General features: G+C 54.4%; 25 protein-coding genes. All 25 read right to left on the bottom strand.

Annotation, left to right across the window (positions count from 1 at the left end; all coding sequences use genetic code 11):
• Nucleotides 1–65: 65 nt before the first annotated feature.
• Nucleotides 66–245: a 4Fe-4S binding protein gene (locus tag HPY58_02900; protein NPV28605.1), complete on the bottom strand. Its 180-nt coding sequence runs from the start codon at nucleotides 243–245 to the stop codon at nucleotides 66–68.
• A gap of 90 nt (nucleotides 246–335) precedes the next feature.
• Nucleotides 336–707, bottom strand: a complete 372-nt coding sequence (aroH, locus tag HPY58_02895) for a chorismate mutase (GenBank protein NPV28604.1) — start codon at nucleotides 705–707, stop codon at nucleotides 336–338.
• Nucleotides 708–719: 12 nt separating this feature from the next.
• On the bottom strand, nucleotides 720–1,136 hold the full coding sequence (locus tag HPY58_02890) for a hut operon positive regulator HutP (GenBank protein NPV28603.1): 417 nt from the start codon (nucleotides 1,134–1,136) through the stop codon (nucleotides 720–722).
• Between the two features lie 20 nt (nucleotides 1,137–1,156).
• Entirely contained in the window at nucleotides 1,157–1,633 is a 477-nt protein-coding gene (locus tag HPY58_02885; GenBank protein NPV28602.1) for a hypothetical protein, read from the bottom strand.
• Between the two features lie 77 nt (nucleotides 1,634–1,710).
• Complete coding sequence (locus HPY58_02880; protein NPV28601.1) at nucleotides 1,711–2,571, bottom strand: HDOD domain-containing protein; 861 nt, start codon at nucleotides 2,569–2,571, stop codon at nucleotides 1,711–1,713.
• A gap of 71 nt (nucleotides 2,572–2,642) precedes the next feature.
• Nucleotides 2,643–3,089, bottom strand: coding sequence for a hypothetical protein (locus HPY58_02875; GenBank protein NPV28600.1), 447 nt, complete (start codon nucleotides 3,087–3,089; stop codon nucleotides 2,643–2,645).
• Between the two features lie 85 nt (nucleotides 3,090–3,174).
• Nucleotides 3,175–3,771, bottom strand: coding sequence for a cob(I)yrinic acid a,c-diamide adenosyltransferase (cobO, locus tag HPY58_02870; GenBank protein ID NPV28599.1), 597 nt, complete (start codon nucleotides 3,769–3,771; stop codon nucleotides 3,175–3,177).
• Nucleotides 3,719–5,044, bottom strand: a complete 1,326-nt coding sequence (locus HPY58_02865) for a heme ABC transporter ATP-binding protein (protein NPV28598.1) — start codon at nucleotides 5,042–5,044, stop codon at nucleotides 3,719–3,721. Before HPY58_02865 ends, cobO begins: the two co-directional genes overlap by 53 nt.
• Nucleotides 5,045–5,084: 40 nt before the next feature.
• Nucleotides 5,085–6,143, bottom strand: a complete 1,059-nt coding sequence (locus HPY58_02860; GenBank protein NPV28597.1) for an iron chelate uptake ABC transporter family permease subunit — start codon at nucleotides 6,141–6,143, stop codon at nucleotides 5,085–5,087.
• Nucleotides 6,136–7,110 carry an ABC transporter substrate-binding protein gene (locus tag HPY58_02855; GenBank protein ID NPV28596.1) on the bottom strand — a complete coding sequence of 325 codons (975 nt, stop codon included), beginning with the start codon at nucleotides 7,108–7,110 and terminating at the stop codon, nucleotides 6,136–6,138. Before HPY58_02855 ends, HPY58_02860 begins: the two co-directional genes overlap by 8 nt.
• A 42-nt stretch (nucleotides 7,111–7,152) precedes the next feature.
• Nucleotides 7,153–7,902 carry an rRNA pseudouridine synthase gene (locus tag HPY58_02850; GenBank protein ID NPV28595.1) on the bottom strand — a complete coding sequence of 250 codons (750 nt, stop codon included), beginning with the start codon at nucleotides 7,900–7,902 and terminating at the stop codon, nucleotides 7,153–7,155.
• 29 nt (nucleotides 7,903–7,931) lie between these two features.
• On the bottom strand, nucleotides 7,932–8,789 hold the full coding sequence (locus HPY58_02845) for a Gfo/Idh/MocA family oxidoreductase (protein ID NPV28594.1): 858 nt from the start codon (nucleotides 8,787–8,789) through the stop codon (nucleotides 7,932–7,934).
• 75 nt (nucleotides 8,790–8,864) lie between these two features.
• Entirely contained in the window at nucleotides 8,865–9,401 is a 537-nt protein-coding gene (locus tag HPY58_02840) for a spore maturation protein (GenBank protein NPV28593.1), read from the bottom strand.
• On the bottom strand, nucleotides 9,395–10,000 hold the full coding sequence (locus HPY58_02835; GenBank protein ID NPV28592.1) for a spore maturation protein: 606 nt from the start codon (nucleotides 9,998–10,000) through the stop codon (nucleotides 9,395–9,397). The genes HPY58_02840 and HPY58_02835 overlap by 7 nt, the downstream gene beginning before the upstream one ends.
• A 72-nt stretch (nucleotides 10,001–10,072) precedes the next feature.
• Nucleotides 10,073–11,239, bottom strand: a complete 1,167-nt coding sequence (locus tag HPY58_02830) for a D-alanyl-D-alanine carboxypeptidase (protein NPV28591.1) — start codon at nucleotides 11,237–11,239, stop codon at nucleotides 10,073–10,075.
• Between the two features lie 192 nt (nucleotides 11,240–11,431).
• A complete protein-coding gene (gene ytfJ, locus HPY58_02825) occupies nucleotides 11,432–11,821 on the bottom strand; it encodes a sporulation protein YtfJ (GenBank protein ID NPV28590.1) in 390 nt (129 codons plus the stop codon).
• Nucleotides 11,802–12,362 carry a DUF2953 domain-containing protein gene (locus tag HPY58_02820; GenBank protein ID NPV28589.1) on the bottom strand — a complete coding sequence of 187 codons (561 nt, stop codon included), beginning with the start codon at nucleotides 12,360–12,362 and terminating at the stop codon, nucleotides 11,802–11,804. The genes ytfJ and HPY58_02820 overlap by 20 nt, the downstream gene beginning before the upstream one ends.
• Before the next feature lie 230 nt (nucleotides 12,363–12,592).
• The gene (gene scpB / locus HPY58_02815; GenBank protein NPV28588.1) at nucleotides 12,593–13,126 is read right to left on the bottom strand and encodes an SMC-Scp complex subunit ScpB; all 534 of its coding nucleotides are present in this window, start codon (nucleotides 13,124–13,126) and stop codon (nucleotides 12,593–12,595) included.
• Nucleotides 13,107–13,880, bottom strand: coding sequence for a segregation/condensation protein A (locus HPY58_02810; protein NPV28587.1), 774 nt, complete (start codon nucleotides 13,878–13,880; stop codon nucleotides 13,107–13,109). The genes scpB and HPY58_02810 overlap by 20 nt, the downstream gene beginning before the upstream one ends.
• Entirely contained in the window at nucleotides 13,849–14,862 is a 1,014-nt protein-coding gene (trpS, locus tag HPY58_02805; GenBank protein NPV28586.1) for a tryptophan--tRNA ligase, read from the bottom strand. The genes HPY58_02810 and trpS overlap by 32 nt, the downstream gene beginning before the upstream one ends.
• 34 nt (nucleotides 14,863–14,896) lie before the next feature.
• Nucleotides 14,897–15,544: a site-2 protease family protein gene (locus HPY58_02800; protein ID NPV28585.1), complete on the bottom strand. Its 648-nt coding sequence runs from the start codon at nucleotides 15,542–15,544 to the stop codon at nucleotides 14,897–14,899.
• 14 nt (nucleotides 15,545–15,558) lie between these two features.
• The gene (locus tag HPY58_02795; protein NPV28584.1) at nucleotides 15,559–17,700 is read right to left on the bottom strand and encodes a CBS domain-containing protein; all 2,142 of its coding nucleotides are present in this window, start codon (nucleotides 17,698–17,700) and stop codon (nucleotides 15,559–15,561) included.
• A 42-nt stretch (nucleotides 17,701–17,742) separates the two neighbouring features.
• Nucleotides 17,743–19,080, bottom strand: a complete 1,338-nt coding sequence (gene lysA, locus HPY58_02790) for a diaminopimelate decarboxylase (GenBank protein ID NPV28583.1) — start codon at nucleotides 19,078–19,080, stop codon at nucleotides 17,743–17,745.
• Nucleotides 19,081–19,224: 144 nt separating this feature from the next.
• Nucleotides 19,225–20,580 (bottom strand): TrpB-like pyridoxal phosphate-dependent enzyme, encoded by a 1,356-nt coding sequence (locus HPY58_02785; protein ID NPV28582.1) that lies wholly within the window; start codon nucleotides 20,578–20,580, stop codon nucleotides 19,225–19,227.
• A 127-nt stretch (nucleotides 20,581–20,707) separates the two neighbouring features.
• The gene (locus tag HPY58_02780; GenBank protein NPV28581.1) at nucleotides 20,708–21,709 is read right to left on the bottom strand and encodes a 2-hydroxyglutaryl-CoA dehydratase; all 1,002 of its coding nucleotides are present in this window, start codon (nucleotides 21,707–21,709) and stop codon (nucleotides 20,708–20,710) included.

The raw sequence follows: 21,709 nt of genomic DNA, 5'->3' as shown, positions 1-21,709 counted from the left end.
TTCTCTCCTTTCTCATCTCAGCTCAGCTCATCTCGATATTCTCTTTTCAGGTAGAAGAACCGGCCCTACTCTTCTAAGGTAATTGCCTCTTCAGGGCACTCCTCGACGCAGGTTTCGCACGCCGTACAGTCGTCAGGACGCACAACCTTGGACTTTTCGTTTTCGATTTCGAAAACTTCACTCGGACAAACATCCACACAGGTCCCACAACCGGTACACTTGTCGAGATCAACTTTCGGCGGCATCCTTTTTCTCCTCTCCCCTTTGATAAAATTAAAAGGCACCGTTTTGATAATAGCAAGACTGAAAAAGATCTGTCAACTGTTTTTTGCATTTTAAATATGGAGGTCCGGTCGCAGTTTCACCGCCTCCCCCAGATAAACATGCCGCACTTCCGCTTGAGAGCGCGGGAGATAGGCGTGAACCAGAACCCGAATACACTTTTCCAGGGAGCCGGGGACGGGTATTTCCGTTGTGCAGAGGAGAGGAACCATCGTCCAGCCCAACTCCCGGGCCGCTTCTGCAGGAAAAGCGGCATTCAAATCAACGGAAACGGAAAAGATAATGCTGATGATATCCTCAATTTTAATCTCGTTTTCCTTGACAATTAACGTGAGCAGTTCTTTTGTGGCTTCACAGATCACGCGCGGCGAATTTTCCGGCACCGTTACGGCCCCCCGGATTCCCCGGACCCAAACCTCTCTCACCCTCAACCCTCCTTAAGGAACGGCCCGGTGGCCCAGACCAATTGCAACCTCGTCCAGATGAAGGAGCCCGATCCCGAAAAAAACGGCGACGCTGATGTGGTCCTTGTAGCGCGCAATTCCCATCTTTCCCCCCACATTAAAACCGATCGCCTTCGGGCTGATCTGGCTTAAGGCCTCCCTTGCAGCCCCGGCAACCGCCCCCTCGTCGCTGTGTGTTTCCTTAATCACTCCCTCCCTTTTTGCAGCAACAATGGCCCGCTCGATGAATTTCTTCACCGAACTGATAAATTCTCCACCCAGGTCAACAGCAGCAGTTTTAATGCCCAGCCTCGCAAACTCAGCCTTTTTCCTTGCTTCTTCCTCCCGGGTTTCTGTCAGGGCCATCAGCACCGCAATAGCAGCGACCTGCCGGCTTCCGTATTCGCTCAAGTTCACCACCTCAAAAACCTCTATTTCAGCTTCACCTTACCCATCGATACCCGTGTGCCGTTGGTTTCGATCAGGCAATTAACCCGGGGCCAGCTTACCTCCGGAGAAACTTTTGAAACCCGAAAAGCTAAAGGAGAGACGTAAGCGGAAGCATCAATCTGGATTTCGTCACCTTCCCGGACCTTGACCCAAACTTTTCGTTCCTTAAAACTTGCCACCGGCCGCCCGTTGACAAGCACCGCAGCGCGAGGAAGGGAAAAATATCCGACTGCCGTGATCTGGACCTTCCCCAGGCGTTCTTCCCCCTGGACAAGAGCAGGAAGCCCCTTGTCCGGCCAGGCAACTCCCTCCAGGCGTTCTGCAAAGCTTAAGTAGAATCGAAAGGGCTCCCTTGTAAACATCAGCTGCAAAGTCACAAGGCCGAGAAAGCAGATAATTAAGAAACCCTGCAGGCCCCTTTCCCATTTCTCCAACAGGTCAAAGAAATTTTCCGGCACTTTTATTCCCCCAATTCCTGGCGCATCATAAGCTATGATCTTGTTTACGCATTTGGCCTGTTCTTTATGCAGGGCAGCTATTTTTCTTCTCCGGAGAGAAAAGCGTTCTCATCCACAAAGAGATCCCCCAGTTCTCCCATGATCGCCTCGATATCCTCCGACTCCAGCCCCAGCAAAGAAAGCGCTTCCGGGGCAAGGGGGTAGTACAAACCATCGCCCCCCAACCCGATTCCCATCATCATGCAGATGGCATCTGCAAGGTGCACGAGAGCAGCAAGCTTCTGGTTTTCCTTCGCCAGCTGGGGGTTGTGGTGAAAGGCAATCGCCTCCACAAGGGGAACGGGCAAATTCCATTTATCGGCCACTTTCGAGCCGATTACCGCATGGGTAAACCTCAAAATTTCCTCTTCCGCCTGGATAAAGGGGATTTGTGCTTCATGCACCTTTTCGATGATTTCTTCAAAGGCTTCCCTTACGTAAACGCTCAAGATAACCTTGCCGATATCATGCAAAAGCCCTGCGATAAAAGCCTGATCGGGGGACGGGAACCGGACGCGCCGGGCCAGGGTCCTTGCCGCCATCGCACAGGCGATGGAATGACGCCACAATTCACCCCGCCCCAACTGGTAGCCCGGCACCTCCTTGCAGAGCAAACTGTGCACCGAAACCGCAAGAACCAAATTTCTGATGGTGTTAAATCCCAAAATTATAATTGCTTCGACAATGGTGCCGATCCGGCGGGGAAACCCGTAATAAGCAGAGTTTGCCAGCCGGAGCACCTTTGCCGTGAGCGCCTGGTCCTGGCAGATCACATCATTCAGTTCTTTGACGGTTGAATTAGGATCCTCGGTAAGCTTTAAGACCCGGGCCACGATTTGGGGCAAAGCAGGCAGATCCCTGACACGCTGCGCAATCTGATCGGGAGAAACCTTCACCATGCCACCACCTTTTGGGTGCCTCGCAGCTTCCCTTTAATTATTGCCTGCGCTCAGGATTTCCCAAGCGCAAATTACTTGGAAGCCAGTCTTTTTTCCAGGTAAAGGCGGTAGGTCCGCAGCTCCTCGTTCATTTTATAGATAATCCGCTCAATCTCATGCCTGTCTAAAGTAAGTTCAGGTGGCTGAAGCACCTCTATTTTCCGAAACTCTTCCCTTAAAAGAAAGGGAAGCACATCTTCGATGGTATCCGCCTCCATAATAAACTCAATGGGCGCATAGGCCACATCCCGGCCCGTACCGTCATCCCTGATTGTGTAAATCTCACCGTTCGTATTAATCTCCTCGATGCGGACACCCTGGATGGGGATGTTGCGCAGCAAAATTGCCTTTTGCTCCCTGATTTCTTCCGCAACCTGCTCCCCCTCTTTTCCCCTCCAGAAAACGCGGCCGGATTTGCCTTCCCCCCGGTAGTCAAAACGAACCTTCAAGCGGAGCTTCTGGTGGTTTCTCTCACCCATTTACCTTCTTTCTAACCTCCCCTAGAAAAATACTCCAACCCTCAAAGTAAATTTCGCCCTCCGCCCCATAAACTCCTCTTCAGGACTAATATTCAATCCCGCGCCGGCTGGGAATTCCCCTCTGAAAGGGGTGTTTAACCAGAGTCATTTCGGTCACCAGATCCGCCCGCGCGATGATCTCCGGGGGGGCGTGGCGCCCCGTGAGGATAACTTCAATCTGGGCAGGCTTTTTGGCAAGCAGTGCAAGAACTTCGTCCACCGAAAGGAGCTCGTAATAAAAAGCGTTGTTGATTTCGTCGAGAATGACAAGGTCGTACTCTTCAGAACAGATGGCCTCCTCCGCGGCCCTTAAGGCTAACCGGGCAAGTTTTCGGTTCTCCTCTGTGGCTTTTCCTTTTTCTGTAAAGCACTTCCCGCACCCCCGGCAGTCTGCCTCCCCCTGTCTGATTAAGGCGCTGTAGGGGCAGGTAACCCCGTACTGGCGAAAGACAAGGTAGGGGTATAGCCTTTGTGCCGCAAACAACTCCCCGGTATAGGCCCCTCCTTTTAAAAACTGAATTACACAGACCCGGAAGCCGTGTCCGATGGCGCGCAGGGCAAGACCCAGAGCAGCGGTTGTTTTGCCCTTGCTATTTCCCGTATAAACCTGAATAAGACCTTTTTCCAGACGCGGTCTCGGCATTGCTCTTCTCCTTTCCCAAGCTGTGGATCACCTGATAAACGGCTTGCTGGTCGGGAAGACAGGATAAACCCTGCTCCCGGAGGGACGCTGCCAGGCAAACTGCCCTTCCCCCGGTGTAATCCCGCTCCGGCAGATGTTCAAAATCCACCAGATAGCAGCGTTTTTGAGAGGCAAGAAGAGGTTCAAGGATCTGGAGGTTGGGAAGGTTGCCGTAACCGAAGGGAATCTCAAGAAGGAAAACCGCATCGGCGGCGCGGGCCAGCCTTAAATTTGCCTGATATGCAGCACGCCCAACCGGAGAAAAGGGCTTCTCCTCGGCAACAGGGAGGCCAAGGGCCCGTGCCACCTCCCAATCCGTATCCATAATATTCAGCACCCCCGCCGAAACGAGGTACCCCATTCTCGTCAGCTGACCCATTAAAGGCGCTCCAACGCCTCCCCCGCAAATAAGATGGAGGTGAAGCTGGGGAAGAGAAGGTTTTTCCCTGTCAGGCTGGGGTAAAAGCACAACCTGGGGCATGCCTGTTAAAGGATGTTTGATGACCAGGGCGTCGGTCCGGTAAACTGCCCGGATCGTTTCCCTGGTAAGCACCCTTTCGGGAGTTCCTGCCGCGAAAATTTTTCCCTCGTGCAAGAGAACCAGCTGGTCGCAGAACTGTGCTGCCAGGTTCAGATCGTGAAAAACGGCAAGTACCGTCAGCCGCCGCCGGGTGTTGAGGGTCTTCAGCACTCCCAGGATCTCCAGCTGGGAGGTCAAATCAAGGTGAGTGGTCGGCTCGTCCAGTAAAATAACTTCCGGCTCCTGAGCAAGCGCCCGGGCAAGAATCACCCGCTGCCGCTCCCCTCCGCTGATTTCGAGAATGCTGCGGTCCCTCAGGTGCCAGCAGTTGGCAGCTTCCATGGCCTCCCTGACAAGCGCGAAATCCCGTTTGCTTTCCCGGGCAAACCTTCCCAGATGAGGATGGCGCCCCATCATCACCACCTCGTACGCGGTGAAAGGGAAACTCACGCTTGTTTCCTGGGGAACTACCGAAACCTGCCGGGCCAGGGCGCGCCTCGAAATTTTATCCAGTTCTTCTCCGTTGAAAAGAACAACTCCCCGCCTCGGCTTCAAAGTAGCCGCAAGGGTTTTCAAAAGGGTAGATTTTCCGGCGGCGTTGGGGCCGATTAAACCAAGGAAAATACCGCGCGGAACAACCAGGCTCACCCCCTGAAGGGCAGGGTGGGCTTTGTAGCGGCACTCCACGTCATGAACTTTGAGCACTGCCTCCATCTTTCAAGCAACTCCCTGGTGAATAAACTGAATTAAACCCTTAAAAGCCCCGGCGCTTCCGGGTTCGCAAAAGATAAACAAAAAAGGGGGCACCCAAAAAAGCGGTAACCACCCCCACCGGAAGTTCGACAGGCGCCAGCATTGTTCGAGCGATGGTGTCTGCCCAAATTAAAAAGATTCCCCCTCCCACCGCAGAAACGGGAAGGAGAACGCGGTGGTCGGGACCCAAGAGAAGCCGCACCAGGTGCGGGACGATCAGCCCCACAAAACCGATTGTCCCTGCCAGGGCCACAGCAATGCCTGTCAGGAGGGTGGCAAGCAAGAGCAAAATCCGCTTGGTTTTCTCCACCGCCACCCCCAGCTGTCCTGCCGTTTCCTCACCAAAAGTCATGATGTTTAATTCCCGCCCGAAGAAGCAGATGAGGGTGATGCCGCCAACCAAGTAGGGTAAAGTGTAGATCAGGTATTCACTCCCCCGGAGAGCAAGATTCCCCATCAACCAGTAAATAATCTGGTGGAGGTTTTCCCCGGCAACAGTGAGCAGGTAGGAGAGAATTGCGGACATAAAGGAACTCATAATCACTCCTGCAAGAATCAGAGTTTCCACCGCCAGGTACCCCTCAATCTGGGCCAGGTAGTAAACCAGAACCCCCGTGACCAGCGCCCCCAGAAAGGCGGCAAGGGGGAGCCCTGCCGCCGCCAGCGTGGAACCGGGACGGAGGATAATTAAAGTGAACGCCGCCCCTACTGCCGCCCCGGAAGAGACCCCGAGCGTATAGGGATCTGCCAAAGGGTTTCGCAAAAACCCCTGGAGCGCAGCCCCGGCCGTTGATAAAGCAGCTCCCACAAAAAGAGCAAGGATCACGCGCGGGAGGCGGATCTGGAGGATAATCACCTGGACCGCAGGGTCCACGCCGGAATGAATAAAGGCCGTCCCGCCCGTAAGATAAGAAAATAATACCTTTAACGCCGTCCAGGGGGTTACCGCCGCGCTTCCCAGGGTGATGCTGAAGACAACGGTAAAAATGAGCAGCAAGAAAAGGATGAGCAGAGAAAAGAGCAGGCGGTAAAACCAGTTGGTTCCGGACATCTCATTCATCCCGGGCTTTTTCCGGGAAAATTTCTGGGTAGAAAGCCTTTGCAATTGCTTCCACGGCCTCGGCCGCACGGGGGCCCGGCCGGTTGATTAAATTGGGGTCAAGCTGGGAGATAATGCGATTGTTCTTGACGGCCTTGATCTGTTCCCAGCCGGGGCGCTTCTTGAGGACCCGTCCGACATCCACGTAGTAACTGTCGGGAGCAAGGATGATATCTGGATTCTTTTCTACCACAGCCTCGCTGCTGTACATCTGGTAGCCCTGAAGGTCTCCCGCGATATTGATCCCCCCCGCCAGCCTCACCAATTCGTCTATAAAGGTACCGCTCCCTGCTGTAAAAAGGGGATCATCTCCTACCTCAATAAAAACCTTCGGGCGCTGAGATGCAGTCAGGCCTGCCAGCTTCCTCTGAACCTCGTTGATTTTGGATTTCATCCTCTCCACGATCCTTCTTCCGGCGTCCTCGGTGCCGGTGACCTGAGCAACCATTAAAATGGCCCGGTAGACCCCTTCCATGCTCTCAGGTTCGACGCACAGGACGGGAATCTTCAATTTGCGCAGCTTGATCACCGCATCTTTGTTGAGGGTCCATTTCGCCAGAACCAGATCCGGCTTTAAAGCTACGATTTGCTCTATATTCGCCTGAAGATCGCCCACTTTGGTTTTTCGCCTCGCCGCCGGAGGGTAATCGCAGTACGTTGTAACGCCAACAACCCTGTTTTCCAGGCCCAGGGCAAAAAGAATTTCCGTGTTGCTGGGGGCAAGGGAAACAATCCGCTTTGGAAAACCGGTAAACTCCAGAAGAGCACCCGAATCGTCCCTGACCACAACCGGGGCGGCGGGACCCCTTGCTTCTCCTCCCTCCTTTTGTTCAACCCGGCAGCCGCCTGAGTAAAAGCTCAGGCAAAAAAGGAGAAAAACTGCCGCGGCACGAAAAAAGAAAACAGGCCCTCTTCCTCCGCGCTTCATCCCGAAAAAACCTCCCAGGTTAATGCAGGTCTAAAACTAATTCTACTCTTCTCGAGGTTTATCCTGCCTTGAACTGCCTCTCAAGGCAATCTTTTTCAGGCGAAGCACCTCTCCGGGTGTAAGGAAACGATACTGGCCGGGCCGCAGTCCCTTGAGATCGAGAAAAGCAAGCCTGGTGCGCTTCAGCTCGAGAACGGGATGGCCGACGGCCTCGCACATCTTCCGAACCTGGCGCTTCTTTCCTTCCCGCAAGCTGATCTCAAGACAGGCCCGATCCTCAAACTGCTTCAGCAATCTGACACGCGCCGGGGCGGTCTTGCCTTCGGGGAGAAGCACTCCCCGCCTCAGCTGCGCTAAAGCTGCCGGGTTGGGCCTGCCTCTGACAAGAGCCTGGTAGGTTTTCCAGACTCCGAACCTGGGGTGAGTTAAAAGATATGCAAGTTCCCCGTCATTCGTTAAAAGAAGCAAACCGCTCGTATCCAGATCGAGCCTTCCCACAGGAAAAAGACGCACCCCAGGAAGATGAACGAGGTCCGTCACCTTAGGCCTCCCCTGGGGGTCCTCAACCGTAGAGATGTAACCCTTGGGCTTATAAAGAAGAAGAGAAACGTAATTTTTACATGTATCGACCTTTTTTCCATCCACGCAGATCGCGGCCTGTGCCGGGTCCACCTTCATCCCAAGCGTCGCCACTTCTCCGTTGACCCGGACCCTTCCGGCCCGGATCAACTCTTCGCAGGCGCGCCGGGAGCCAACTCCCGCCCTTGCCAGCACTTTTTGGATTCGCTCCAGGGTAATCTTCAATCTGCCCTCCTGTCAGCTCAAGTAAGAGCCGCCAGGCGGTGTGCAAACTCCTCAAGGCTTCCGGCCAGTTTTCCCAGTTGCTCAATGGTCGCCGCGACCTGTTCGGTTGCCGCTGCCTGGCGCTCGCTTACTCCGGCCGTTTCTTCGATCCCTTTTATTATTTCTCCCACAGATTTTTCTATATTGCGCAGGATCGCTTCGATCTGCTCGGCAGACGCCCCGCTGTCCTCTGCAAGCTTCCGCACCTCATTGGCAACAACGGCAAAGCCGCGTCCGTGCTCCCCCGCCCGGGCCGCTTCAATTGCAGCATTCAACCCCAGGAGTTTGGTCTGGGTGGCAACTTTCTTTATAAAATCAAGCACCTCTCCTGTATCCTGAACATGGCGCCTTGCAGTGCCGGCGATCGCACCCAGGTTCTGCCCCTGAACGGCGAGGTTTTCCGCCCCTCCCGCCAGTTCCTGAACGGTTGCCGTGATCTGCCTCACATTCTCGTTCAGCTCATCCGCCATGGCGGCCAGTTGCTGGGCCCGGGCATGGAGTTCTCTGATCATGGCCTCCTTTGTATCAACCATTGTCATCATCAAGCGCGCCGCATGGGCATCCACAACAGTCGTTTCTTCCCTCTTCTTGCTGTGCAAAAGCTCCTGAACCTTGGGATTTCCCGTTGCCTCAATTATGATATCCAAACGCGGCTGCTGCAAAAGCTCCAAACAGTCAGTAAAAGTTCTGATGCCAAGCTTCCGCGCCAGTTCCATCCCTGGAGCATTTTCGTTCAAATCGGCAATCCCGACCACCTTCACCTCCGGAAGCCCATGGGTCGCCCTCAGGACTGCGCTTCCACCTTTACCTGCCCCAACGATCCCCACATGAATCATATTCCCCCCCTCCCGCTGAAGAAAATTCGCCATTTTTCTCCCATTTCCTTCTCAAACCACAACAACTGATAATTTTCAGCCAAATAAATGACGGCAGATCAAGAGGGAAGCAAACAATCCCGTTAAATCAGCAAGCAGGCCCAGCGCCACCGCGTGGCGGTACCGCTTCACTCCAACCGAACCGAAATAGATGGTCAGAACGAAAAAGGTGGTATCCGTAGTTCCCTGCATTACGGAGGCAAGCCTCCCGATGAAGGAATCAGGACCATGGGTCTTGATCAACTCGGTGGCAATGCCCAGAGCACTGCTGCCGGATAGGGGGCGCATCACCGCGAGGGGAAAGACCTCGGCAGGCAGCCCCAGAAGTTCCAGCAGAGGGGCGAGAAACCGCGTCAGAAGCTCCATTGCCCCCGAGACCCGGAAAACCTTAATTGCTACGAACATTGCAACCAGGTAGGGAATGATGCGGACGGCAGTATAAAAACCTTCAGACGCCCCCTGGATAAAAGCCTCGTAAACAGGGACGCGGCGAACCCACCCCAGGAAAAGAAAGGTAAAAAAAAGAGCCGGAATCGCCCAGCGGGAGACCTGGTTGAGAATTAACTCTAGCACTTTTTTAACCTCCGGAACCTGGCGCGCAAAAAATTGCGCCACAAGAAATCAACCGCAAGGACGAAAACCATCGAAAACCCTGTGGCAAAAATGGTGGGCCCCACAATTTCGGTGGGATTATGTGAACCCGCAGCAACCCGGACCCCAATCATCGTTGCCGGAATTAAGGTAAGACACGAAGTGTTTGCCGCCAGAAAGGTGCACATCGCATCAGAGGCTGTATCAGGATGGGGGTTGAGCTTCTGGAGTTCTTCCATCGCTTTCAACCCGAAGGGGGTCGCGGCATTTCCCAAACCGAGAATGTTGGCGCTGATATTCATAATGATTGCACCCAAAGCAGGGTGGCGGGGGGGAACCTCGGGAAAGAGAAGAACGGTCAAAGGGCGGACGAGGCGGGCAACAAGGCGGATCAGGCCGGCCTGCCTGGCAATCTCCAGCATCCCCAGCCAGAGCGCCATCAGACCGATCAAATCTAGACACATCCTTACCCCTTCGTTTGCCCCCTTAAAAAGCGTCTCCGTGACCAGTTCGATTCTTCCATTCAGGGCCGCAACTGAAATCCCACCCAGAAGCAAGAAAAGCCAGATCAGGTTGAGCATTTACTTTCCCTCCTCCAGTCTCTCCCTATCTCACCTTTATGTAGGAAAGAAAATAAATAGACCACCTGTTTGTCAGGACGTAAACTGCGCGAAGCTTGGGAGCTGGGATTTCAAGAAAAATTTGACGTAGCCGAGCAGAATTGACCAGAAGGAGGGTTTAACCGGGACATCGGCTCCGGCAACAAGTTTTACCTCTCCAATTTTTTTGCCCTTTAAATAAATCCGGTAGGAGCCGAGCAGATCCCCCTTCTTCACAGGAGCCTGCACCCGTTTCAAAGTTTTTACTCTTACATCCAGCATTTTCTCCTCCCCGGGGCGCAACGCCATAATGACATCACGCTCTGGTTTCGCTTCAACGAACCTGGAGCGGCCCTTTACTACCCTCACCTTGCCCTGGGTCTGGTTCCTTCTCTCCAAAAGAACACCCCGATACCGGGAGAACCCGTAATCAAACAGGGCTTCGACATCTTCGTAAACCTGGGGTGAATTAAGAACAACGGCAATCAACCTCAGCGACCCCCGCCGGGCGGCTCCCACCAGGCAGTTTCCGGCTTTTTTTGTGTAGCCGGTCTTTACCCCCACCGCGCCCGGGTAGCGGTAAAGCAACCTGTTTTTGTTGATCAAGAGCCGGTTCCAGGGGTGTCCCGGCCAGGGAATCGCCATCTCCCTGGTGGCAACAATCTCCCGAAAAAGTGGAACCAGAAAGGTTTGCCGGGTCAAAACGGCAAGGTCGTAAGCAGAAGTATAATGGCCGGGGGCTTCCAGGCCGTGGGGATTTGCAAAATGCGTATCCTTCAAGTTCAGCTCCCGGGCGCGCCGGTTCATCATCTCTACAAAGGAGCGCTCGGTTCCGGCAACACTCTCCGCCAGGGCCACCGCCGCGTCGTTGGCCGAATTCAGCATGAGGGCGTAAAGCAGCTCCCGCCTGCTCAATACCTCGCCGGCTTCCAGCCAGATCGAACTCTCCCCTGTTTCCGCCGCTTTTCTGCTGATCCGCACCTTTTGTTCCAGGTGGCCGTTTTCCAGGACCAAAAGGGCGGTCATGATCTTCGTTAAACTGGCGGGAGACATTCTCTGTCGGGCATTCTTTTCGAAAAGAATGCGACCAGATCCTTCATCCAGCAGGATTGCTGCCGCCCCTTTAATTTCGGGATAATCATGGCCGGAAATTTCTTCTGCAGAACTGCTGGAGATAAAAACAAAAAAAAGCAGAAAGAAGCAGGGCAATTTCCGCCGCACTACTCCACTCAACTCCTGAGGCTGAATAATTCTGCAGCATCTCGGAAATTCCTGCCGGCAACACAGAATGGCTCCAAACAAAAAACCGAAGCAGAAGCGAAATCTGGAAAATAAAAAGAGCCCGTCCGGCCTTCCAGCAATAAACCAGGCTTTTTGGAACCATCCGGGCTGCCGTGCAACCACTCTTCCTTATTATGATGTTACAGGCTCACGCTGGATAAAACTCTGAAACCTTTCCAGTAGCGTTGGTGCCAGATCAATCAGGCGGTCAACGACAGGGTTTCCATCAACAGGTAAAAGGCGAACCTGGTTGTGCCCAACAACCAGAAAACCTACCGGCTGGACGGAAACACCCCCTCCGCTGCCGCCCCCAAAGGGAAAAGCGCCCTCTCCCTCCCGGCGTCCATCAGGTTGAAAATCTGCTCCACCGGCCGCAAAACCGCAGCTCACCCGCGAAACAGGCATGATAACGCTTCCATCCGGGGTTTCCACAGGATCACCAACGATCGTATTGACATCGACCATTTCTTTAATGCTTTCCATCGCCGTCTTCATGAGAGCCTCAATAGGATGATCGGCCAATCCTTCCACCTCCTTGCGCGTCCGGTTTTCCCTTTAATTTTTTTCGCCACACCAGGTATCTCAGGAGTCCAATAATAATATGACCGAAACGGGTTTCCAATATGCACTCGAGCCTGAACTCAAAGCGTGGTTTACCAAAATCAGGAATTACCAGAATTTTGATGCCAGCCGGAGAAATCCTGAGAAATTGAGACAAAATCCCGAGAGCCGACCCTTTCCAGGCCCAGGCCATTCCTGCAATCATCCCCGTTGCCGCGTAATCGGTGAGGCCGACGGTGGTCTCCCAAAAGAAGCGGGAACAAAAACTTTTCCGGAAAAAATCGCGAAGCAGAAAACCAAACTTTTTCAACCTGGAATAATAAAAACGCAGCTCCTGGAACAACAAGAGCCAGCGAGAGCGGGCGATCCGGTGGGGCGGCGAAAAACTCCTCGCCCTTATTTTTCCAATCAGCTTGAGCCGGGAAGAGAGCATCTTCTTTTTTCTCCCTGAAAAAAATCTGGTTCCGATGCCTATCCTCCCGTTGAAGATTCCAATCCTCAAGAGAAGAGACTGCCTCCCTCCCCTCCTCTCAAGCAAAAAACGAACCTGCACCGGCAAGACAAAAAATAAAAAAAACCCTGCCCCCAGCAAGAGGAATATGAAGATGATCAGACCACCGGCACGCAAAAACCCTGGTCACCTCGATTAAAGCAGCATCTCTAACCATAAGTTTTGCGCCTGGTGCAGAAAAGTATACCATTTTTACTTTTCCAAAGCGAAAGAGGTCAAGTTCAGGCCTCTTTCAGAGAATCAAGGGGGGGTAAATCGGAGAGGTCCTTGAGACCAAAATACTCCAAAAACTTCGAAGTCGTCCCGTAAAGAACAGGCCTGCCCGGCCCCTCGCTCCTTCCCACCTCTTTAATCAGCCCCCGCTCCAGGAGGTTTGCAAGGACGTGGTCCACCTTAACCCCCCGGATTGCTTCGATCTTTGCTCTGGTTACCGGCTGGTAATAAGCAATAATGCCCAGGGTTTCGAGGGCGGCCCGGGAAAGGGGAAGCAATTTTTCTCTCCCCTGTCGAAGTTTTTCAATGTATGAGTGATGTTCAGGCCTGGTCACGAGCTGGTAGCCCTGCGCCACCTCTACCAGTCGCAGTCCGTGCCCCGGCCGGTTGTAAAGCTCAGTCAACCGCTCCAAAAAGTGCTTTACATCCTCCGGCGCAAAACCTGTAATCTCGCTGAGCATTTTTACCGAAAGGGGTTCTGATGAAGCAAAAAGAAGAGCATCTATTACCGCCATTGCCTCATCAGGAAAAATGACCGGCATCCTCATCCCTCCCGAGAGTCTTTTCGGAGCCGGCCGGGGTGAGAACAATCTCCCCGCGGCCGTCGCTCTGGTTTACTTTAACCCTTCTCTGGTAAACCAGCTCCAAGAGGGCAAGAAAGGTAACGATAATCTCTTCTCTCGGCGCGGGAGGAGAAAAAAGTTCTGAAAAAAGGAGACCCCCGGGCTTGAGTTGCAGCCGGTTTAAAATATACTCCATCCTCTCCCCGAGATCCACCGGAACCGGCTTGACCTCATAGGGCTCGAAAAGAGGGGGTTTCCGCGCCAGGATCTCTTTTAAGGCCTGAATCAGGCGGAGCAAATCCTCGCGGGCAGCCTGGGGGACAGGCCTCTGCTGAAACAAAAAAGGAGGCCGTTTATGGCACAGCTGCCAGTTCCGGGCACATGCCTCCAGGGTTACGGCTACCTCCCGAACCTGCTGGTAAGTTAAAAGGTTGTGCCCCGGCCCGCCCGCCTCGGCTTCCTCCTGAGGAAAGAAGGAAGAATCGATTTCCATCTCCTCTTCCCGGCAAGGCAGGACCAGCTGAGCCTTAATTGCCAGCAGGGTGGCCGCCAGCACCAGAAACTGGCCCGCCTCTTCGAAGTCTGCAAACTCCGCCCGGGCAAAATACTCGAAAAACTGCTCAACGATCTCGCGTACCGAGATCAAAGCAACCGGCAATTCCTGCCTTTCAATCAACTTCAAGAGAAGGTCCAGGGGCCCCTCAAAGGCCTCTAGCTTGACGCGGTAGTTCAAATCCCATCGCCGCCCGAATCTCTTCCATGGTCTGGCGTGCCCGGAGGCGCGCCTGCTCCCCTCCCTGCCTCAGGACATCCCAGACGTAATCCGGATCTTTTTCCAGCTCGCGGCGCCGCTCCCAGTAAGGAGAGAGGAACTCGATCATCATCTGGGAAAGCTTCTTTTTGCAGGGGACGCACCCGATTTCCCCCCGGCGGCAAACCTGCTCCAGCTCTTCCACCTGGGCCTGGTTAAAAAGACGGTGCAGGGCATAGATTGTACAAACCTCCGGGTGTCCGGGGTCCCGGGCGTGAATCCGGGCAGGGTCCGTCACCATCATCCGCACCTTCTTTTCTATTTCTTCCGGCGTCGCCGCGAGGGGCACTTCGTTCCCGTAGCTCTTGCTCATTTTCCGACCATCTATCCCGGGAATGAGGGCAACCTCGGCCAGGTAAGCCTGCGGCTCGGGAAATATCGTCCTCTTATACAAGTAGTTAAAGCGGCGCGCCACCTCCCGGCACAATTCCAGGTGCGGAAGCTGATCCTCCCCCACCGGAACGAGATCCGCTTTATAAATTAAAATATCCGCAGCCTGGAGGAGGGGGTAACCGAGAAATCCGTATGTGGTAATATCCTTTCCCTGCTCCCGAAACTGTTGAACCTGATCTTTATAAGTAGGGCAGCGCTCAAGCCAGGAAACAGGTGTAATCAGAGAAAAGAGAAGGTGCAGCTCCGCATGCTCCTTTACGTGCGACTGCACGAAGATGGTGCTTTTCTGGGGATCAAGCCCGACCATCAGCCAGTCCAGCACCATCGCCCTGGTGTTTTCCACAATCTGCCCAGGCTCGTCAAAAGCCGTCGTCAGCGCATGCCAGTCGGCAACCATAAAAAAGCAGCGGTGCTTTTCCTGGAGCCTGGCCCAGTTTTCCAGCACGCTTAAATGCCCCAGATGGAGAGGGCCTGTGGGCCGCATTCCGCTCAAGATCGTACTCTGTTTCATCATTCATCCCTTCTCCTGTAAAAAGTTCTTTAATTTAAAAGCCAACGAAAGGAAGTGCAATCCAGCGGGTAATCACACTCATCAGACCGATCAAAAATTTTGCCAGCGGGAGGATGATCCATCCGATAAAACCCGTGAAGATTAAGACCAGCAAGATAAAAGGGCCGTAAACCTCCAGATGCCGATGAAGTTCGGAGGCGGGAAAGATCCCCGCAAGAACCTTTGCGCCGTCCAGGGGAGGAATGGGGATCAAATTAAAAAGGGCAAGGTAGACGTTGATCACGATAACCCCCCGCAGGATTCCCACCAGGGGGTGATCTGTGCCGGTGGGAACCTCGCCGGGCAGAGCAAGGCTCATGATTAAGGCCCCGGTGAAAGCCACGAGAAGGTTCATCAAAGGCCCTGCCAGGGCAACAAGCATCATTCCCCTGCGCCGGTCCCCCTGGAAGTTTAAGGGATTGACCTGAACCGGTTTCGCCCAACCAAAACCTGCAACGAGAAGGAGAAGGAAGCCGAGCGGATCGATGTGAACAAAGGGATTTAAGGTAAGCCTCCCCTGGTAGCGAGGCGTGGGATCTCCCAGCCAGTCTGCGGTTTTGCCGTGGGCAAATTCATGAAAAGTAAGGGCAACAATCACTGCAGGCAACCAGAGGAGGAGCCTGGTTAAACTGAGATCAGGCATGGTCAACCTCGCTTTCAGGGCTTTCCGTTTAAGACTTCCCTCAAGTCCTCTTCGCTTAAAAGCCCGGCAATCTGATCCCACAGTTTAAAAGTTTCGAACCGTTGCAGGATCCCGGCGCGGTTTTTTTCGCGCAGGCACTCCTCAAGCTCATCCTTGATGCGGGCAGGGGGAACCCTTTCAAGAAAATGCTCTGCAACCGCATTTTCAAGGAGGATTTGCGTCTGCCTTTCGAGGCGGTAACCCAGAGCCTGCTCAAGCCTCAAGGCGCGTAAAATCCGCAGAGGATCCTCCACAAAACTGAAGTTGTGAAGCACGCGAATCAAACCTTTAAGCAAATCCCGCTGCCCCCCGAAGAAATCAAGCAGCTGAGCAAAGCAGGGAGGGTTTAGAGCAACAGCTAGAGTGTTAATGGTAAAGTCTCTCCGGTAGAGATCGTGGCGCAGGGAGGAGCATTCTGCCTTGAACTGGGTTGCCGGATACTCGTAAAACTCGGCCCGGGCGAGATTCACCGCAACAGCATAACCAGAGGGAAGCGCAAAAAAGACAGGCTGGAGGCCATCCGGCGAAATCTCCCCTAAAACAGGCTGCTTCAGGTACGCTCCCAGCTTCTGAATAAATTCGAAGCCGCCTTCAACAACGATTTCCAGCCGGGCGCCGGGCTCGCCCCGCAAAAGATCCCTTACAAAATCTCCTGCAAGGTAAACTGAAGCCCCGTGCTTCTCACCGAGCATCCCGCTTTCCCGGAAAAACTCCAGCAGGAATCGGGGCAGGCGCCGCTCCATCAGCCCGGAAATGTTCCAGCTCCTTCCGTACACGACCTGGTCAGCGGCATCTCCGCTTAAATAAAGAATCCGGTAAGGGTGAAGATACTTCCCCTGGTGCAAAACCTTTAGAACATCACTCCGGGAAACAATCCCGAGAATCTGCCCCTCCTGGCCAAGCACAGGCAGCCGTCCAACGTCGTATTCTACCAGAAGCTGCTGAATCTCCGCAAGTGTCGTCTCCGGATGAATCGCCACGATCTGCCTGCTCATGTATCCCTTTACAGGGGCGTGCTCCAGACCATACTGGCGCGCTCTATCCACATCCCGCCTGGAAATCAGCCCTACCAGCCGCCCGTCCTCGACAACGGGCAGTCCGGAGTGGCCGTATCGCAGCATTACCTGGCCTGCTTCCTTCAGGGAGGTCAGGGGTGTAATTGTTTTTACCGGTGTTGTCATGAGATCCCGGGCAAGCGGCCCCGGCTCCGTCTTTTGACGAAGAAAATCATAAAGTTGCCGCTCGATTTCGTCCAGATCGGCATTTCGCACCATGGCAGATGCAGCCTGTTCATGGCCCCCGCCCCGCCAGGCCCCAAGAATTTCGTTAACGCGAAGGAGCTTCGTTTTGCTTCTCGCAACCAGATAAACCCGGTCCACCATTTGCACGAGGGTAAAAATCGCGTCAAAGTCTTCAATCTCGCCGATCTTGTGGGTCAGGAAATCCAACCCCCGGATGTAGTGGTTTTCCCTGGCCTTTGTCACAAAAATCCGCAGCCCGTGAATTACCGAAATCCGCCCTGTTTCAAGCAGCTTTTGCAGCAACCTTCTCTGCTCCGGCGTCAAAGGGTAACCGAGGTAACTGGAGACAACGTTCAAATTGGCCCCGCAGCGCAGCAGAAAGGCTGCAGCCTCCGCGTCCCGCGGGGTCGTGGAAGGAAAGGTAAGAGAACCGGTGTCTTCGTAAATTCCCAGACAAAAAAGGGTGGCCTCTAAAGGGTCAACCGGCAAACCCCTTTTTTTTAAAAGTTCGACCAGGATTGTCGTTGCCGCACCGATCGGTTCAATACAAGAAAAAGCAGCTTTCAAATCCCCGGGGAGGGAAGGATGGTGGTCGTATATGTGAATTTCTTCGGCTCTTGCCGCAAGATCGCGCAGGTTCCCCAGCCTTTCAGAATTTGCAGTATCCACGAGAACCAGCCGCCTGATCCCGGCCGGAGGAAGTTCCGAAACCCTTAACGGAAACCAGACGTCTTTGTAGAGGGCCATATAGCTCCGAACATTGGGCTGGGTGTGACCGCTCAGGACGATTTCGGCGCCGGGGTAAAGCTTGCGCGCCGCAATCATTCCGGCAAAGCCGTCAAAGTCGGTATTGGTATGGGTTGTGATTACTTCCACACGGCCCCCTCCCTGCGCTTCCGGCCCTTTTTGAAACCCCCACTAGCCCCGCGTGCAGCAGGAACGAAGCAAGAGGCGCTCCGGGATAAGGTGATGTTCTATCAGATCTTCATAGGTTTCCCTCGCGACAATGAGATCCGCGTTCCCGTCGCAAACCAGGACAACGGCAGGGCGAGGGAGGCAGTTGTAATTGCTGGACATGGAATAATTGTACGCGCCTGTACAGGAGATTGCCAGAAGATCGCCAGGTTCCACCCTGGGCACAGAAAGGTCCCAGATCAGCATATCCCCTGATTCACAGCACCTTCCCGTAATGGAAACCACCTCCTGCACCGGCTCCTTTGCCTTATTTGCCACCACCCCTTCATATTTCGCCTGATAGAGGGCAGGGCGCGGGTTGTCGGTCATTCCCCCGTCAACGGCCACATACTTGCGAACACCCGGGATTTCCTTGACGGCACCAATTGTATAAACCGTGGTTCCTGCAGGGCCGACAATTGAACGCCCGGGTTCCACGAAGAGCTTGGGACGCGGAAAATCCCACTTCCGGCACGACTCATCCACGCTCTCACGAATGGCGCGGGCATATTCCCCGATCGCTGGAGGGGTATCGCCGGCACTGTAGTAAATTCCAAGGCCCCCTCCCAGGTCCAGTTCTGAGGCGGCCCAACCCGTTTGTTCGCGAACCTCCTGGAGAAAATCCACCATGACGCGGGCCGCCTCCCGAAAGGCATCCAGTTCAAAGATCTGCGAACCGATATGGCAGTGAAGCCCCTTGAGATCGAGGTGATCCGCGGCGAGGGCCCTCCGAACGGCGCGCAAAGCATCCCCGTTTGCGAGGGTAAAGCCGAACTTCGAATCCAGCTGCCCCGTCTTAATGTAGGCATGGCTGTGAGCCTCGATGCCAGGGGCAATCCGCAATAACACCGGGGGGCGACACCCTCTCTCACCGGCCAGGCGGTTGAGAAGCTCCAGTTCGTAGAAGTTGTCGACCACAATCCGGCCCACACCGCTCTCGAGGGCGAACTGCAACTCGGCCGGTGATTTGTTGTTGCCGTGCAGAAAGATCTTCTCGGGAGGAAATTTCGCCTTTAAGGCAACATAAAGCTCTCCTCCCGAAACAACATCGAGCCCCAAACCCTCCGATTCCACGATTTTGCAAATTGCCTGAGCCATAAAAGCCTTTGCCGCGTAAAGAACACCGTCAGGGTTCTCTCCCCCGGCAAAGGCCCCGTAATACTCCCGGCAATTTTTCCGGATCAGGGCCTCGTCCAGAATGTAAAGAGGAGTTCCAAAGGTACGGGCAAGTTCGACAACGCTGCAGCCGCCGATTTCAAGATGACCCTGAGGGTTAATGCGCATGGTTCCGTGCAGCTTCATGCAACAAAAGCTCCTTTCCTCCCGCTCCAGACCTGATCTCTCCACATTTAGGTTATTCTAACACGCTCATCCTGGGGGTGTCAACGAACCAGATGTGAAGGGGCCGCCCTCAGGCGGCCCCTCTGCAATCCTTTCTCCTGAAGCTCAGTCAAGCTTGGGAACGGTTTTCAGGCTCTCTGCCAGCATTTCCGGGGAAAAGGTGATGTTGTCAAGCCTGTTTTCCAGGTAAGCATCGTACGCCGTGAGGTCGAAATGGCCGTGCCCGCTCAGGTTAAAAAGAATAACCTTCTTCTCTCCCGCCTCCCGCGCCGCCTCCGCCTCGACAACAGCCGCATGAATGGCGTGGGCAGACTCGGGAGCGGGAAGAATCCCTTCCGTTCGGGCAAAAAGGACCGCGCTCCGGAAAACGTCCGTCTGGCCGTAAGCCCGAGCCTCAATGTAGCCATCATGATAAAGCTTGCTCACCAGTGGTGCCGCTCCATGGTAGCGGAGACCCCCGGCATGAATGCCGGGTGGAACGAAATCGTGACCCAGGGTATACATTCTCATCAAAGGGGTTAATCCCGCCGTATCCCCGAAATCGTAGAGGTACTCCCCTTTTGTTAAAGTGGGGCAGGCCAGGGGCTCGACGGCAACGACCCGGATCTTCTTTCCCTGAAACTTGTCCCGTAAAAAGGGAAAGGCCAGACCGGCAAAATTGCTCCCCCCGCCATGGCAGCCGATTACTATGTCTGGATAAAAACCGGCCTTTTCCATTTGCGACCTCGCCTCCAGGCCGATTATGGTCTGGTGCAGGAGGACGTGGTTCAAAACGCTCCCCAAAGAATAATTCGTGTCTTCGTGCCGGGCTGCATCTTCAACCGCTTCGCTGATCGCGATCCCCAGGCTCCCCAGCGAGTCCGGGTGTTCGGCCAAAACCCTCAGTCCTGCTGCCGTTTCAGGGCTGGGGCTCGGAATCACCCGCGCCCCGTAAACTTCCATAAAGGAGCGGCGGTAGGGTTTCTGCTCATAACTCACCCGCACCATGTAAACCGTACAGTCCAGCCCGAAGAAGCTGCAAGCGAGACTGAGAGCGCTCCCCCACTGCCCGGCCCCCGTTTCGGTAGTCAGACGTCTGATTCCTGCCTTTTTGTTGTAATAGACTTGCGCGACAGCAGTGTTGGGTTTATGGCTTCCGGCAGGACTGACACCTTCATACTTGTAGAAAATCTTTGCCGGTGTCCGGAGCGCCTCTTCCAGCCGCTTTGCACGGTAAAGGGGAGTCGGTCTCCACAAACGATAAATGTCCAGCACTTCGCCGGGAATTTCGATCCAGCGCTCCCGGGCAACCTCCTGGGCAATCAGATCAGGTGGAAAAATCGCCGCCAGATCCTCGGGAGCAACCGGCTGGCGGGTGGCGGGGTTTAAGGGCGGAGGGGGAAGCTCGGGCATATCCGCCTGGATATTATACCAGGCCTGCGGAATCTCCTTCTCTTCCAGCGTAACCTTCGTCTCGCTCATCTTTTCTCATCTCTCCTCATTCATGAATAAAGAAAGGCTGACACCTGTATTTTACCGGGTGGGCTCACCAGGCGTCAACCTTTCCCGGAGAACATGCTGGATTATAAAAGATCCCTGAGAGATTAAATTAAGAAATCGACTTAGCCTCCTCGTTCACCTCTTCGGCCCCGGTCACGGAGCTTCCCCAGCGCCCGCAGCGATCCCCCCAGCGCGCCAGCACCCGTTTTCCTTCTCTGATTTCGATTACTTCGCAGGCATTGGAGCACCCCTTGCACTCAAAACTCCTGGGCTGAAACTGGAGGGTGGCCACCTGAAATCCGCGAAAACTGGTTTGCCCTCCTTCTTTCGCATAATCCCGTGCCAGCAGCGCCGCGCCGTAAGCCCCCATCACGTTAAAGTAAGGAGGGACGATAATTTCCGTTTTCAATACCTTTTCAAAGGCGGCCCGCATCCCCAAATTTGCGGCGACACCACCCTGAAAGACAACAGGAGGAAGGATTTCCTTCCCCTTTCCGACATTATTTAAATAGTTGCGCACCAAAGCCTCACAAAGACCGGCAATAATATCAGGCAGGGGATGTCCCATTTGCTGCTTGTGGATCATGTCGGACTCCGCAAAAACGGTGCACCGGCCCGCGATCCTGACGGGGTTGGTGGCATCTTTTGCGAGGGCTCCAAATTCCTCGATGGAGAGGTTGAGGCGAAAAGCCTGCTGGTCCAAGAAGGAGCCTGTTCCCGCAGCGCAGACCGTATTCATGGCAAAATCCACCACAATTCCATCCCTTAAGATAATGATCTTCGAGTCCTGGCCCCCGATCTCGAAAATCGTCCGGACATCGGGCACAAGATGGAGGGCAGCCACGGCGTGGGCCGTAATCTCGTTTTTGACAATGTCCGCCCCAACCAGGACCCCGGCCAGAAAACGCGCGCTTCCAGTGGTTCCCACAGCGCAGACCCGGTCCCGGGAGGAAAGCTGCTCGCGCAAAAGCGCAAGCCCCTGTTGCAGAACGGCAATTGGCCGGCCCTGGGTCCGGAGATAAAGCGGCGTCAAATAGGGCTCTCCTGCAGGATCGAGCAAGACCAGGTTGGTGCTGACCGAACCCACATCAATTCCCAAAAAAAGGTCCAT

This window comes from Bacillota bacterium (assembly GCA_013177945.1).
Lineage (GTDB): Bacteria > Bacillota > DSM-12270 > Thermacetogeniales > Thermacetogeniaceae > Ch130.
This window is presented reverse-complemented; position numbering and strand designations above follow the sequence as displayed.

Bases quoted from the DNA above. Each gene is read 5' to 3' on its own strand.
- HPY58_02800 (NPV28585.1), bottom strand. From the start codon at position 15,544: ATGCCTGATCTCAGTTTAACCAGGCTCCTCCTCTGGTTGCCTGCAGTG.
- HPY58_02785 (NPV28582.1), bottom strand. From the start codon at position 20,580: ATGAGCGAGACGAAGGTTACGCTGGAAGAGAAGGAGATTCCGCAGGCC.
- HPY58_02880 (NPV28601.1), bottom strand. From the start codon at position 2,571: ATGGTGAAGGTTTCTCCCGATCAGATTGCGCAGCGTGTCAGGGATCTG.
- scpB (NPV28588.1), bottom strand. From the start codon at position 13,126: ATGCCGGTCATTTTTCCTGATGAGGCAATGGCGGTAATAGATGCTCTT.
- HPY58_02860 (NPV28597.1), bottom strand. From the start codon at position 6,143: ATGAATGAGATGTCCGGAACCAACTGGTTTTACCGCCTGCTCTTTTCT.
- HPY58_02865 (NPV28598.1), bottom strand. From the start codon at position 5,044: ATGGAGGCAGTGCTCAAAGTTCATGACGTGGAGTGCCGCTACAAAGCC.
- cobO (NPV28599.1), bottom strand. From the start codon at position 3,771: ATGCCGAGACCGCGTCTGGAAAAAGGTCTTATTCAGGTTTATACGGGA.
- HPY58_02835 (NPV28592.1), bottom strand. From the start codon at position 10,000: ATGCTCAACCTGATCTGGCTTTTCTTGCTTCTGGGTGGGATTTCAGTT.
- HPY58_02845 (NPV28594.1), bottom strand. From the start codon at position 8,789: ATGATTCATGTGGGGATCGTTGGGGCAGGTAAAGGTGGAAGCGCAGTC.
- HPY58_02780 (NPV28581.1), bottom strand. From the start codon at position 21,709: ATGGACCTTTTTTTGGGAATTGATGTGGGTTCGGTCAGCACCAACCTG.
- HPY58_02875 (NPV28600.1), bottom strand. From the start codon at position 3,089: ATGGGTGAGAGAAACCACCAGAAGCTCCGCTTGAAGGTTCGTTTTGAC.
- lysA (NPV28583.1), bottom strand. From the start codon at position 19,080: ATGAAGCTGCACGGAACCATGCGCATTAACCCTCAGGGTCATCTTGAA.
- HPY58_02900 (NPV28605.1), bottom strand. From the start codon at position 245: ATGCCGCCGAAAGTTGATCTCGACAAGTGTACCGGTTGTGGGACCTGT.
- HPY58_02855 (NPV28596.1), bottom strand. From the start codon at position 7,110: ATGAAGCGCGGAGGAAGAGGGCCTGTTTTCTTTTTTCGTGCCGCGGCA.
- trpS (NPV28586.1), bottom strand. From the start codon at position 14,862: ATGAAACAGAGTACGATCTTGAGCGGAATGCGGCCCACAGGCCCTCTC.